Raw genomic sequence first — 13,523 nt, forward strand, 5'->3', positions numbered from 1 at the left:
GGCGCTGACTGCTTCCTCCTATTGTTCACGGTTGATCCGCCCGATGCCAAGCCAGCCCTCGCCTTCCACCGCGCTCGACGCCCTGCTGGCGCGCGCGCGCGAAGCATCGAGCCGGAACGACGCCGCCCTCGCCGACCAGGCCTGGCGGCAGGTGCTTGCAATGGCGCCAGCCCATCCGGAAGCCTGGTACCAGCTCGGCTGGCAGGCAATGTCGGATGGACGCCTGGCGCAGGCGCGCGACTACCTGGAGCGGGCTGTCGCCGGCGCCCCGGAGGTCGCCGTCCTGCACACCACGCTGGCGCGGGTGCACAAGCTCGCCGGCCAGCCCGAGCTCGCCGTGGCCCATCTCGAACGCGCGATCGTGCTGGACCCGTCGGCCTGGGGCGCCCGGTTCGAACTGGGTGAGGTACTGGCATCTATGGGCCGCAACCGCGCGGCTTCGATGACATGGCAGGTCGCCTTGTCCCTCGTTCCCGTCGCGCACATGCAACTGCCGGAAGTCAACGCGATGGTGACCCGCGCCCAGGACTTCGTCGCGCGCGAACGTGGCGTCCTGGGCGAGCAGCTGCGTGCGAGCATCCAAGGCAGCTATGCACAGGCCAGCCCATTCGAGCGCCGCCGCATCGACGCCTGCATCGCGATCCTCGAAGGCAGGCGCAGCTTCGCCACGCAGCAACCTGCGACGCTGCCGTATCCACGGCTGCCCGCGATTCCATTCTTCGAGCGCGACGAGTTCGACTGGGCACCGCAGGTGGAAGCCGCGTTTCCGCAGATCCTGGACGAACTGCAGGGCGTGCTCGCCGGGCACGCGGAAGGCTTCGAGCCGTACGTGCAGTCCACGCCGGGGCTGCCGGCGCAGCAGTTCGCGGAACTGGACAACAAGCTCGACTGGGGTGCGTACTTCCTTTGGAAACATGGCAGTCGCATCGATGCCAATTGCGCACGTTGCCCGAAGACCGAAGCCGCCCTCACCGCCGCGCCGCAGGTACGGATCCGGCATCGCGCGCCGGTGACGTTCTTCTCCGCGCTCAAGGCGCGCACGCACATCCCACCGCACTACGGCGCGACCAACACCCGCCTCACCGTGCACCTGCCGCTGATCGTTCCTGACGACTGCGCCATCCGCGTCGGCGGCGAAACCCGGCAGTGGAAGCCGGGCGAGCTGCTGTTGTTCGACGACACATTCGAGCACGAAGCCTGGAACCGCAGCGACGAACTGCGCGTGGTGCTGATCTTCGACGTCTGGAACCCGCTGCTGACCCCTCTTGAACGTGAACTGGTGAACGGAACCATCCAGGGCATGCTTGATTTTTACCGCGGCGAGTCCGATCTGGGTGAGCTATGACCAGCGATCGCGACCAACTCACCCGATTCCTCATCCAGGCTGCCGGTGTGCGCGGCGTGCTCGTCCACCTGCAGGACACCTGGCAGCAGATCCAGGCACGCTCGGATTACCCGGCCGCCGCCGCTGAACTGCTCGGCGAAGCCGCTGCCGCGGCAGCACTGTTCACCGGCCACGCCAAGGTCGACGGCCGCCTCTCGGTGCAGTTGCGCGGACAGGGCGCACTGCGCACGCTGTTCGCCGAATGCACCGCGGCCGGCACCTTGCGTGGAATCGCCCAGATAGCCGAGGACGAAGGCGAAGTCTCGCGCGACCTGGGCCAGCTCGGCGCAGACGCCATGCTGGCGATCACCATCGAGAACCCGCCGCGCGGTGATCGCGACCCGATCCGCTACCAGGGCCTGGTCGCGCTGGAGTCGGATTCGCTTGCGGGCGCCTTCGAGGACTATTTCCGCCGCTCCGAGCAGCTGCCGACCCGACTGCTGCTGGCCGCCGACGGCGACACGGCAGCCGGCCTGATGCTGCAGAAGCTCCCCGGCGACACCGGCGACGACGACGGCTGGGTACGCGCAGGCGCCCTGTTCGACACCCTCCAGCCGCGCGAGCTGCTCGAATTGCCCGGCGAGACCCTGCTGCACCGCCTGTTCCACGAGGATGGTGTCGACGTCCTGGGCGGGCGGCCGCTGTCCTTCGCCTGCTCCTGTTCACGGGAGCGGGTGGAAGCGATGCTGGTGTCCCTCGGTTCCGAAGAGGCCCACGCGGCGCTGGCCGATGGCGAGGCCCGCGTGCGTTGTGAATTCTGCGGACAGACCTATCGATTCGACGGGGAACAGATGGATCAGTTGTTCGCGCCCACCGGGGTGGAACAGCCGGCTCCGGAGAGGTTGCAATAGCCGGAGTTGTGACCGACCCGGCAGATTGTTAAATATCCATAAAGCGACTATAGTTCCGGACCCATAGACGGGGAACTCCTGCGACCTTTCGAGGTCGTAACGACGCCATGAAAGCGCGGCTGCTCCAACTGTCGTTATCCCTGATGCTCGCCTTTGGCGGGACGTCGGGCGCGCATGCGCAGTCGGCCAGCAAGCCTTCAGACTCGACCTTCCTGCCGGTCTGGAATACCAACGGCAAGCTGGAAGCGGTCCTGCAGCTGCAGCCGACCACTTCGCCCGTCGCTGGCGCCCGCTGGCGCATGGGCCAGACCTCGCTGGACGCGGCCTTCGGGCTGGACGCCGGCGACACGCTTGGCCTGGTCTGCAACAGCGGCCTGGCGGCGGCGATTGGCAACCTGGCCAATCACTGCATGCTCGCATCGCTGGACAACGACAGCGGCGACCACCAGTTCGGCGCCGGCGCCAGCCTGGGCCGCGGTGGCAACCGTGTCGGCCTGCTGCTGGGCACCGTCCGCGACACTTTGCCGGCCTGGCTGAGCCCGAACACCAGGACCAGCAAGCTCGACCAGAACAGCCTGACCGTGTATGGCCAGAAAAGCCTCGGCCGCGAAGCCACCGTCTCGATCGGCGGCACCTGGGCCCGGGCACGCCTGATTCCGGCCGGGGACGTTCCCTCCGAAGTCACCGATCGCTGGACCAGCAAGAGCATCACGGTCGGCGCCGGCGTGGGCAATTTCGGCGCCAACATCATTGGCCGGGTGATCCAGACCCCGGGCATTCCGGGCCAATGGGAAGGGCTCGGCCTAGGCCTGACCTGGCGCACACCCTGGAGCGGCCAGCTCACGGTCGGCGCGGAAAACGTCGTCACCCGTGGCAAGAATCCGTTCGCCCCCGGCAACGACAAGGACGAAGGCACCGTGCCCTACGTCCGGTATGAGCAGGACCTCTAGGTCCCCTGCCTGACGCGCCCGGGCCCCGTTGGCGCCTTCACAAGATCTTCACAAATCGTGACGCCCATCCCGGGCCGCGAAATTCATGCCTGTCTGCCGGCCTGATCTGCATTGGCGACGACGCCTGATGGCCTGACTGCGCTGACCTGCGTTTTCATGAAAAGGCCTATTTCCCCGGGATTTCCTGCGAACGCCGGGGTCGCCCAGGCCATCCGTCGGCGTTTGTTAACGACACTTTAATTTTTCCGGAGACGGGTCTACTATCGGGCCCGACCTTACCGGCTTAGGTGTCGTTCTTGACTCCACCGGGAGGGTTCCCATGGGAAACCAACCAAGATCCACTTGGAGAGAGAGATCATGCAATTCAAGCGAACCAAGCTGCGCGACGCGATTTCCTTCGCGCTCGTCGTCGGCACCACCGGCTTCGCCGGCTCTGCCCTCGCGCAGGAAGCCCAGCCGGAACAGAAGACCGAGCAGGCCACCGATATCGACGCCATCGTCGTCACCGGCAGCCGCATTTCGATTCCCGGCCTGACCACCAACAGCCCGGTCATGACCGTTGAGCGCTCGGAAATCGACCGCGCCCAGCCGGCTACGGCCGAAGACTTCCTGAAGCAGGTTCCTGCTGCAGTGCCGGCCATCGGCCCGGGCACCAACAACGGCTCCAACGGTGGCGCCACCATCAACCTGCGCGGTCTGGGCAGCAACCGTACCGTCGTCCTGATGGATGGCCGTCGCGTTGTTCCGTTCAACCTCAACGGCGTCGTCGACACCAACGTCATCCCGGTCGCCCTGATCCAGAGCGTCGACCTGGTGACCGGCGGTGCGTCCGCCGTGTACGGTGCCGACGCCGTGGCCGGTGTCGTCAACTTCGTGCTGCGTCGTGACTTCGAAGGCATCGAGATCAGCTCGAGCTACGGCCAGTCCTCGCGCGGCGACGCCGATCGCTTCCGCACCGACGTCACCGTCGGCGCCAACTTCGACGACGGCCGCGGCAACGTGGTCCTGAGCCTGGGCAAGACGGACAATGATCCGCTGCTGCAGGGCGATCGCGACTTCTCGCGCTTCAACTTCGACTCCAGCGACGGCTCTGCCGGCGGTTCGGGTACCACCACCCCGACGCGCGTCGGTGGCATTGGCCAGTTCAACCCGACGACCCAGACCCTGACCAACCCGATCGTCCGGTTCAACTTCAACCCGTACAACTTCAACCAGACGGCCCTCGACCGCTGGCAGGCCAATGCTCTCGGCCGCTACGAGATCACGGACAAGGCTGAAGCCTACGCCCAGATGCTCTACACGCGCTCCAACGTGTTCTCGCAGATCGCTCCGGGCGGCTTGTTCGGTACGACCTTCGATATCGGCATCGGCAACCCGTCCATGCCGGACGGTGTCCGCAACCAGCTCTGCACGTTCCACAACGCCCGCGTCGCCGCCAACCCGGCCGCTGGCACCGCGATCACCAACTGTGCCCCGGGCAGCGCCGAAACCGCCCGCGTCGCCCTCTTCCGTCGCACGACGGAGTACGGCCCGCGCTTCACGGACTTCCAGAACAAGGTGTTCCAGGCCACCGTCGGCCTGCGTGGCGACCTGACCGACCATTGGCGTTACGACACGTACTGGTCGCACGGTGAAGCCGACCAGCTGGTCAACCAGGGCGGCTTCCTGTCGTTCTCGCGCACCCAGCAGGCCCTGCTGTCGACCGACGGCGTGAACTGCGTCGATCCGAGCGGCGGCTGCCGCCCGCTGAACCTGTGGGTTGGCAACGGCCAGCTCGATCCGTCGCTGGGGAGCTTCCTCTCGGTCACCACGTTCGCCAAGCAGCGCGTTACCCAGGACCTGTTCTCCGCGTCGGTTTCCGGCGATCTGGGCGACAACGTCAAGAGCCCGTGGGCCGATTACCCGATCGGTCTGGCGTTCGGTGTCGAGTCGCGCAAGGTCTCGGCGCTCAACATCGCCGACGCCGCTTCGCGTGACCCGCTTGAAGTCATGGGTTCGGGCGGCGCAAACCCGGACATCAGCGGCCACCTGAAGCTGAACGAAGCCTACACCGAAATGCTGCTGCCGATCGTCAGCGGTCACACCGGTGCCTACGCGCTGAACCTGGAAGCCGGCTACCGCCGCAGCCAGTTCGACGCCGGCCAGGGCAGCACCTCGTACGGCAGCTACAAGTACGGCCTGGAATGGGCTCCGATCGAAAGCCTGCGCTTCCGTGCGATGTTCCAGCGCGCCACCCGCGCCCCGAACGTCAACGAACTGTTCTTCCCGCAGACCACTGCGCTGGACAACCGTGCAGTCGATCCCTGCCAGTTGGCTCTGATCAACACGACCGACTTCAACACGCCCGGCACCCTGTCCAACCTGTGCCGCCAGACTGGCGTGCCCAATGGCACGGCAGGTACCGTACCGGAGCCGTCGGCCGCCCAGCTCAACGTGTTCACCGGCGGCAACCCGGGGCTGAGCCCGGAAAAGGCTGACACCACGACCATCGGCCTGGTGTGGCAGCCGGTCACCGACCTGGCGATCACGCTGGATTACTGGAAGATCGACATCAAGGACACGATCTCGTCCTTCACCATCGACGACATCCTGGACGGTTGCTACAGCCCGACGCTGAACCCGGGCTACACGATGAACTCGTTCTGCCAGCTGGTGGTTGGCGGTCGCGATCCGCTCGACGGCTCGTTCAACGGCAACGCTCGCGGTCCGATCCAGATCCTCGACAACCTCGGTGCCACCCAGACCGACGGTTGGGACCTGGGCGTCCGCTACGGCTTCGACGTTGGCTCCATGGGTCGCATCGACCTGGCCCTGGACCTGACCAAGACCCAGTCGTATGACAACCAGCCGACCGCGCTTTCCCCGGTCCGCGATTGCGTTGGCTTCTACAGCGTGTCGTGCAACAACATCGCCGGCATCATCTACGACTACAAGTGGAACCAGCGCACCACCTGGACGATCAACGATTTCTCGGTCGGCCTGAACTGGCGTCACCTGAGCGCGATCGACGTGGAACCGACCGCGACGAGCGCGACCGATTGGTACAAGCCGTACCAGTCTGTCGACTCGTACGACTACTTCGACCTGTCGTTCCAGTACAACCTGCCGTGGAATGCCCGTATCAACTTCACGGTCAACAACGTGGCTGACAAGGATCCGCCGATTGTCGGCAGCACCATCGGCAGCACTTCGGTGAACAGCGGCAACACGTTCCCGCAGTTCTACGACACGATCGGTCGTTACTACACCCTCGGCCTGACGATGAAGTTCTGATCGTCCAAGCTACGGTTGTAATTGAGAGGCGGGCTTCGGCCCGCCTCTTTTTTTGTGCCTGACTTTGATCAAGCACGCGAGGAGCGTCGCTTCCGGCTTCCGCGCCCATCGGGTTGATGAGCAGGAACGACAGGCGCGAAGGCCCATTGTCGACACCGACAATCGAAGGAGCGGGATCTGGCTTGAGCGAAGGAGCAGGCTGCCATCAGTCGGCATTCGACCGAGTCACGTCACTCGGAGCGACACTCCGGCCGGCCTCCAGATGACGGGGGGTTCCCATCTCCCAATCGCCTACCGCTGCATCTCACACATGTGCAGTTGCATCACGGCAGCTACCAGCATCAACGCATGGCGGGCCCGGCAGGGCCGGCACGCGCCTGCCCCTCTTGCCGACAAAAAGAAAGCGGGTGCGCCTGACGCGCACCCGCCGCTTCATTTCCGGGATCGGCGTCGGATGAGCCGACGCCGACAGCACGTCGTCAGCCCAGCACGCTCGCGATGCGCTGCTGCTCGTCCTTCAGGGCCTGCGGCATGCGCGGACCGTATTCATCCAGGTATTCGCCGATGCTGGCGAATTCAGCCTTCCAGCCGGCCTGGTCGAAGCCGAACAGCTTGGCCTCGCCTTCCTCGCTCAGGCTCACGCCATCGAGGTTGAGTGCACCCTGCGCCGGCAGTGCGCCGATCGGGGTTTCCACCGCGCCGGCTTCGCCCTTCACGCGACCGATCATCCACTCCAGCACACGCAGGTTGTCGCCGAAGCCCGGCCACAGGAACTTGCCGTCGTCGCCCTTGCGGAACCAGTTGACGTGGAAGATCTTCGGCAGCTTCGCGCCGTCGGTATCGAACGAGAGCCAGTGGCCGAAATAGTCGGCGAAGTTGTAGCCGCAGAACGGCTTCATTGCCATCGGATCGCGACGCATCACGCCGACCGCGCCGGTAGCGGCGGCGGTGGTTTCCGAGCCCATCGCGGCGCCAACCAGCACGCCGTGGGTCCAGTCGCGAGCTTCGAACACCAGCGGCACCAGCGACGCACGGCGGCCACCGAAAACAATCGCGCTGATCGGCACGCCCTGCGCATCCTCGGCCTTGGCCGAGTACGACGGGCACTGCTTCGCGCTCACGGTGAAGCGGGAATTGGGGTGCGCAGCCGGGCCCTTGTTGGAATCCTTGTTGAAATCGTAGTCATTTCCGCGCCAGTCAATGGCGGGCTCGCCGACACCAAGACCCTCCCACCACGGCTGGTTGTCGGCCGTGACGCCCACGTTGGTGAAGATGGTGTTCTTCTTGATGCTGGCCAGCGCGTTCGGGTTGGACTTGTCGCTGGTGCCCGGAGCGACGCCGAAGAAACCGGCTTCCGGATTGATCGCGTACAGGCGGCCGTCGGCACCGGGGCGCATCCAGCAGATGTCGTCGCCGATCGTCCAGACCTTCCAGCCGGCGTTGCGATAGCCCTCCGGCGGGATGAGCATTGCCAGGTTGGTCTTGCCGCACGCCGACGGGAAAGCGGCGGCGATGTAATGGGTTTCGCCCTGCGGATTCTCGATGCCCAGGATCAGCATGTGCTCGGCCAGCCAGCCTTCCGAGCGCGCCTGGTGCGAGGCGATGCGCAGCGCGTGGCACTTCTTGCCCAGCAGCGCGTTGCCGCCGTAGCCGGAGCCGAACGACTTGATCGTCAGTTCTTCCGGGAAATGCATGATGAAGCGGCGATCGGGGTTCAGTTCGCCGATCGAGTGCAGGCCCTTCACAAAGGAACCTTCGCGCTCGATGCGCGCCAGCGCCGGTGCGCCCATGCGCGTCATGATGCGCATGTTGGCGACGACGTACGGCGAATCGGTGATCTCCACGCCGCAACGCGACAGCGGCGAATCGATCGGGCCCATGCAGTACGGGATCACGTGCATGGTGCGGCCGGTCATGCAGCCGTCAAACAGCGCGTCCATCTTGGCGTGGCCGTCCGCGGGCGACATCCAGTGGTTGTTCGGACCAGCATCGTCCGGCACGGGCGTGCATACGAAGGTCAGGTGCTCGACGCGGGCGACGTCGTCCGGGTGCGAGCGGTGCAGGTAGCTGTTGGGATGCGTCTGCTCGTTGAGCTTGATCAGCGTGCCGTCGGCTTGCATCTTCGCGACGAGCGCGTCGTTCTCCGCATCGCTGCCATCGCACCAGTGGATGGCATCGGGCTTCGTCAGTGCGGCGACCTGCGCCACCCAATCGTTCAGGGCGGCAAGTTTGCTACCACCGGCGACGGGCGCCGGAGCGGTCTGCGACAGGTTGTTCATCAGGAAAAACGTCCTACGGATTGGGAATCAGCGTGGCGGCCATGTGCTCGACATAGGCCTCGAATTCTTCGTGCTGCATGCGCGTCTGGTGCAGCTGCAGGTTGAGCTGCAGGAAGCCGACGTAAGCCGAATACAGCAGCTGCGCACGATGGCGTGCGTCGGTGCGAGCCAGGCCAGCCTGTCGGAACGACGCGGTCAGGTAATCCAGGCGGCGTTCGGAGACGCGACCGATCACCGGCTGCACGGCCGGGTGGTCCATCGCCTTGATCAGTTCGGAATAGACGACGTGCGACTTGTATTCGTGCGCGACGAGCGTGAACAGCGCACGCAGGCGTGCGCGCGGATCGGCGATGGGTTCGAGTTCGCCGAAGAGCATGTCCTGCTCCATCTTCTCCCAACGCTCCAGTGCGGCGACCAGCAAGGCTTCGCGCGACGGGAAGTGCCAGTAGAAGCTGCCCTTGGTCACCCCGAGCCGGCGCGCGAGTGGTTCGACCGCAACAGCGGAGACCCCCTGCTCGGCGATCAGGTCAAGGGCGGCGGAAGCCCAGTCGTCGGCGCTGAGGCGCCCGGTGCGCTCCTTGGCGGAGTCTTGCTTGGCGGCGGTGGTCGTCATGGGCGTAGTGTAACCATACGGTAGCGACTGCGGCAGTACGCAGTCGGCCGGATGTCGTCCGGCGGTTGACAGGGCTCCGGATGGAGAACCATACTCGGCCGTATGTTAAGCGTTTCATGCCGGCGTTTGAATCCCCATCGCCGACAGGGGCGCCTGACGTGAACCCTACTCACTGCCCGTCAACGCCACGTCGCGTCGGAGCCTTTCGATGAGCATCGCCCTTCCCTTCCTCGCCCTGCTGCTGGTCGGCGCCTTCAGTGCCTACCATCGCCTGCGCATGCCCGTATGGGTCGCCGCCAGCATGAGCGCCCTCGTGCTGTGCCTGATCGCGGGGGCCAACATCACCGCCACGATCATCGCCACCGTCTTCGCGGCGCTGGTCTCGGTGCCCCTGCTGGTGCCGCAGATCCGCCTGCCCTACATCACCGCGCCGCTGCTCAAGTTCTATACGAAGATCCTGCCGCCGCTGTCGGAAACCGAGCGCGTGGCGCTGGAAGCCGGCACGGTCGGTTGGGAAGGCCAACTGTTCTCCGGCAAGCCCGACTGGCAGGTGCTGTTCGACCAGCCCAGGCCCGAGCTGCGCGCTGACGAGCAGGCCTTCATCGACGGCCCGGTCGAAGAGTTGTGCCGCATGACCAACGATTGGGAAATCACCCACGTCAACGCCGACCTGACGCCGGAAATCTGGGATTACATCAAGCGCAACAAGTTCTTCGGCATGATCGTGCCGAAGGAATACGGCGGACTGGGCTTCACTGCGCTGGGCAACCACAAGGTGATCCAGAAGCTGGCGACGGTCTCCACCGTGCTCAGCTCCACCGTCGGCGTGCCCAACTCGCTCGGCCCGGCCGAGTTGCTGATGCACTACGGCACCAAGGAACAGAAGGACTATTACCTGCCGCGCCTGGCAGACGGCCGCGAAGTGCCGTGCTTCGGCCTGACCGGCCCGTGGGCGGGTTCGGATGCAACATCGATTCCGGACTACGGCATCGTCGCGATGGGCGACTGGAACGGTGCGCGCGTGGTCGGCGTGAAGCTGACCTTCGACAAGCGCTACATCACGCTGGCGCCGGTCGCGACGCTGATCGGCCTCGCGTTCCGCATGTACGACCCGGACGGACTGCTCGGCGACAAGCGTGACATCGGCATCACCCTGGGCCTGCTGCCGCGCGACACCGCCGGCGTGGAGATCGGCCGTCGCCACTTCGCGCTCAACTCGCCGTTCCAGAATGGTCCGATCCACGGCAAGGAAGTCTTCATCCCGCTCAGCCAGCTGATCGGTGGCGAAGCCTACGCCGGCAAGGGTTGGCAGATGCTGGTCGAGTGCCTGTCGATCGGTCGTTCGATCACCCTGCCCTCCACCGCCAGCGGCGGCGCGAAGATGGCGGCGATCGTGACGGGCGCCTATGCCCGCATCCGCAAGCAGTTCGGGCTGTCGGTCGGTCGCTTCGAAGGCGTGGAAGAGGCCCTCGCGCGGATCGCCGGCAATGCCTACGCCACCAGCGCGCTCGCCGAGGCCTCCGCCGCTGCCGTCTCGCGCGGCGAACTGCCCGCGGTGCCGTCCACCATCTCCAAGTACCACTGCACCGAAATGGGCCGCCAGGCCGCGATGGATGCCATGGACATCCACGGCGGCAAGGGGATCATCCTTGGCCCGAAGAATTATCTCGGCCGCGGCTGGCAGGCGTCGCCCATCGCGATCACGGTGGAAGGCGCGAACATCATGACGCGCTCGCTGATGATCTTCGGCCAGGGCGCGATCCTGTGCCATCCGTGGGTATTGAAGGAAATGAAGGCCGCCAGCCTGCCCGACGCCAACGAGCGCCTGACCGAGTTCGACAGGAACCTGTTCGGCCACATCGGCTTCGCCTTCTCCAACGCGGTGCGCAGCTGGTGGTACGGCCTCACCTTCGCGAAGATCGGCAGCGCGCCGGGCGACGCCTACACGCGCCGCTTCTACCGCAAGCTCAACCGCTACTCCGCGGCGCTGGCGCTGATGGCCGACACCTCCATGCTGCTGCTCGGCGGCAAGTTGAAGTTCAAGGAATCGCTGTCGGGGCGCCTGGGCGACGTGCTCAGCCAGCTCTACATCACCAGCGCGATGCTCAAGCGCTACCAGGACCAGGGCTGCCCCGCGTCCGACCAGCCGCTGCTGGCCTACGCCTTCCACGACGCGATCAACAAGATCGAGACCGCGTTCTCCGGCGCGCTGCGCAATTTCCCGATCCGTCCGATCGGCTGGCTGCTGTGGCTGCTGGTGTTCCCGCTGGGCCGCCGTGCGCAGCCACCGAGCGATCGCCTGGGCCACAAGGTCGCATCGCTGCTCATGTCGCCCAACGAAGCGCGCGACCGTCTCGCCGTCGGCACCTTCATCACGCCGTGCGCCAACAACCCGGCGGGCCGCATCAACAGCTACCTGCCGAAGGTCATCCTCGCCGAGCCGGTGGAGCGCAAGTTCCTCAAGGCGCTGAAGAACAGCGACATCGAAGCGCTGGATTTCGCTTCGCAGCTGGACGAAGGCGTGCGCGAAGGCTGGATCACCGCCGACGAGCGCAAGCAGCTGGAAGAGCTGCGCGAGATGACCATCGACGCGATCAGCGTCGACGACTTCGATACCGAAGAGCTGCGCTCGGCGGGTTATCGACGCGAAAGCATCGGCAACCGCGCTGCGGCCTGATCGCATCTCGATGACAACGACGGCGGGCTGGACCCGCCGTCTTCATTTCCGGAGTCCGCGCATGGCCGCTTCCGTGCTTTCGCTGTACCGACGCTTCACCCGCTGGCCCGGTGGCCGCTGGCTGTTCGCGCGTGCGGTGTGTTTCCGGGCACCCTACTTCGCCACCATCGCGCCGCGTTTCAGCGCGCTGGAGCCCGGTCGTTGCGAAGTCGAGATCAAGGACCGCCGTCGTGTCCACAACCACATCGGCACGGTGCACGCGATCGCACTGTGCAACCTGGCCGAAATCAGCGCGGGCGTGATGACCGAAGCATCACTGCCATCGTCGATGCGCTGGATACCCAAGGGCATGACCGTCGAGTACCTGAAGAAAGCGCGCGGCACCATGCACGCGGTAGCGACACCGGATATCCCCATCGTCGAATCGACCACGGGCTACGACCTGCCCGTCACCGTCTCCGTACGCGATCGCCAGGGCGACGAGGTCTTCCGCGCCCGCATCGCGATGTGGCTGTCGCCGAAGGGCGCGCGCGGATAGTTCGTTCGTGCGCGCATGGCGCCGATGATTCGGGGGGCGTTGCGACCATCCACGGCGCCGGCGCCGATGACACTCGCCATCGCACTCAATGCGCGCGATGGCGATGCGGCAGCAGCGCCCAGCGAGGGTCCTCGTTCTGCACGCCAGCCTCCAGCCAGGCCCGCGTGGCCGCCTCCGCACGATGGATCAGTGCCTGCGTTTGCGAGAAGTCGTAAGTGTGGGTGGTCAGCGGACACAGCGGCGGTACGACAATCAACTCGCAGCGCGCGGAGAATCGATCGACGTCCGCAAGCAACTGGCGCATCGCCAGCAGGTTCAGCTCATGCAGCGCGATGGCCACCGCGCCGCGCGGCGGCTCCCCAAGGGCGCAGGGCAGTCCGGTCGGCAGCACGATCACCCGCGTTGCGCCGAGGGAAAACGCCGCCGAGATCGGCGTATTGCTGGCGATGCCGCCGTCCATCAGCGGCCGGTCCGCGATCGCCACCGACGGAAAGACCGCCGGAATGGCCGCGCTGGCCAGCAACGCCAGTACGACGTCCCCCGAAGACAGCGTGACTTCCGTGCCATCGAGCACGTCGGTCGCGATGACATGACAGGGCACGCGCGCCTCCTCCAGCCGGCGGTACGGAAGTTCCGACTCGATGAGCGCGCGCAACTGGCGGGGAAGCGCAAGGTGATCACGCCTGCCGAGCAGGCACAGCGCCGTACCGAGCATCGAGAACGGGAAGATGTCCGCGCTGCGCAATCCCAGCCAGATGCGTTCAAGCCGCGCGAGGCCGTCTTCGTCGGGCGCGGCCGCGTAGTAGGCGCCATTGATGGCGCCCACCGAGGCCCCGACGACCAGGTCCGGCGTGATGCCCTGCCGCGACAATGCCTTGAGCATGCCGACCTGCACGGCGCCAAGACTGCCACCACCGGCCAGAACGAACGCGGTTTTCCCGCAGGAAGGCTGGTTCAT

The 13,523-nt window shown here is 65.8% G+C and carries 9 protein-coding genes; 6 read left to right on the forward strand and 3 right to left on the reverse strand.

The genetic code is table 11. The annotated features are described in order from the left end of the window. Nucleotides 1-43 precede the first annotated feature (43 nt). The 4 genes from ACYVD7_RS00815 to ACYVD7_RS00830 all read left to right on the forward strand — a co-directional run bounded on the left by ACYVD7_RS00815 (nt 44) and on the right by ACYVD7_RS00830 (nt 6,458). Nucleotides 44-1,345, forward strand: a complete 1,302-nt coding sequence (locus ACYVD7_RS00815) for an aspartyl/asparaginyl beta-hydroxylase domain-containing protein (protein WP_460758152.1) — start codon at nt 44-46, stop codon at nt 1,343-1,345. Beyond that, on the forward strand, nt 1,342-2,235 hold the full coding sequence (gene hslO, locus ACYVD7_RS00820) for an Hsp33 family molecular chaperone HslO (protein ID WP_460758154.1): 894 nt from the start codon (nt 1,342-1,344) through the stop codon (nt 2,233-2,235). Before ACYVD7_RS00815 ends, hslO begins: the two co-directional genes overlap by 4 nt. Before the next feature lie 143 nt (nt 2,236-2,378). Further along, nucleotides 2,379-3,185, forward strand: a complete 807-nt coding sequence (locus tag ACYVD7_RS00825; RefSeq protein WP_460758722.1) for an XOO1806 family protein — start codon at nt 2,379-2,381, stop codon at nt 3,183-3,185. A 357-nt stretch (nt 3,186-3,542) separates the two neighbouring features. Further along, nucleotides 3,543-6,458, forward strand: a complete 2,916-nt coding sequence (locus ACYVD7_RS00830) for a TonB-dependent receptor domain-containing protein (RefSeq protein ID WP_460758156.1) — start codon at nt 3,543-3,545, stop codon at nt 6,456-6,458. Nucleotides 6,459-6,937: 479 nt separating this feature from the next. Here ACYVD7_RS00830 and ACYVD7_RS00835 read toward each other — a convergent pair whose 3' ends face one another. Then, on the reverse strand, nt 6,938-8,737 hold the full coding sequence (locus ACYVD7_RS00835; protein WP_460758157.1) for a phosphoenolpyruvate carboxykinase (GTP): 1,800 nt from the start codon (nt 8,735-8,737) through the stop codon (nt 6,938-6,940). Nucleotides 8,738-8,750: 13 nt separating this feature from the next. Then, on the reverse strand, nt 8,751-9,350 hold the full coding sequence (locus ACYVD7_RS00840; protein ID WP_460758159.1) for a TetR/AcrR family transcriptional regulator: 600 nt from the start codon (nt 9,348-9,350) through the stop codon (nt 8,751-8,753). Between the two features lie 208 nt (nt 9,351-9,558). Here ACYVD7_RS00840 and ACYVD7_RS00845 point away from each other — a divergent pair, with 208 nt between their 5' ends. Both ACYVD7_RS00845 and ACYVD7_RS00850 read left to right on the forward strand, forming a co-directional pair. Beyond that, on the forward strand, nt 9,559-12,027 hold the full coding sequence (locus ACYVD7_RS00845; protein WP_460758161.1) for an acyl-CoA dehydrogenase: 2,469 nt from the start codon (nt 9,559-9,561) through the stop codon (nt 12,025-12,027). Between the two features lie 61 nt (nt 12,028-12,088). Then, nucleotides 12,089-12,565 (forward strand): hotdog fold domain-containing protein, encoded by a 477-nt coding sequence (locus tag ACYVD7_RS00850; protein WP_460758162.1) that lies wholly within the window; start codon nt 12,089-12,091, stop codon nt 12,563-12,565. Nucleotides 12,566-12,650: 85 nt separating this feature from the next. Here the strand turns inward: ACYVD7_RS00850 and ACYVD7_RS00855 are convergent, their stop codons facing one another. Further along, nucleotides 12,651-13,523 carry a patatin-like phospholipase family protein gene (locus ACYVD7_RS00855; RefSeq protein ID WP_460758724.1) on the reverse strand — a complete coding sequence of 291 codons (873 nt, stop codon included), beginning with the start codon at nt 13,521-13,523 and terminating at the stop codon, nt 12,651-12,653.

This window comes from Lysobacter fragariae, from assembly GCF_054779775.1.

What these genes read in the sequence shown, in the direction of transcription:
- ACYVD7_RS00825 (WP_460758722.1), top strand. Translation starts at nt 2,379, where the DNA reads ATGCTCGCCTTTGGCGGGACGTCGGGCGCGCATGCGCAGTCGGCCAGC.
- ACYVD7_RS00835 (WP_460758157.1), bottom strand. Translation starts at nt 8,737, where the DNA reads ATGAACAACCTGTCGCAGACCGCTCCGGCGCCCGTCGCCGGTGGTAGC.
- ACYVD7_RS00815 (WP_460758152.1), top strand. Translation starts at nt 44, where the DNA reads ATGCCAAGCCAGCCCTCGCCTTCCACCGCGCTCGACGCCCTGCTGGCG.
- hslO (WP_460758154.1), top strand. Translation starts at nt 1,342, where the DNA reads ATGACCAGCGATCGCGACCAACTCACCCGATTCCTCATCCAGGCTGCC.
- ACYVD7_RS00830 (WP_460758156.1), top strand. Translation starts at nt 3,543, where the DNA reads ATGCAATTCAAGCGAACCAAGCTGCGCGACGCGATTTCCTTCGCGCTC.
- ACYVD7_RS00840 (WP_460758159.1), bottom strand. Translation starts at nt 9,350, where the DNA reads ATGACGACCACCGCCGCCAAGCAAGACTCCGCCAAGGAGCGCACCGGG.
- ACYVD7_RS00855 (WP_460758724.1), bottom strand. Translation starts at nt 13,523, where the DNA reads ATGAACCAGCCTTCCTGCGGGAAAACCGCGTTCGTTCTGGCCGGTGGT.
- ACYVD7_RS00850 (WP_460758162.1), top strand. Translation starts at nt 12,089, where the DNA reads ATGGCCGCTTCCGTGCTTTCGCTGTACCGACGCTTCACCCGCTGGCCC.
- ACYVD7_RS00845 (WP_460758161.1), top strand. Translation starts at nt 9,559, where the DNA reads ATGAGCATCGCCCTTCCCTTCCTCGCCCTGCTGCTGGTCGGCGCCTTC.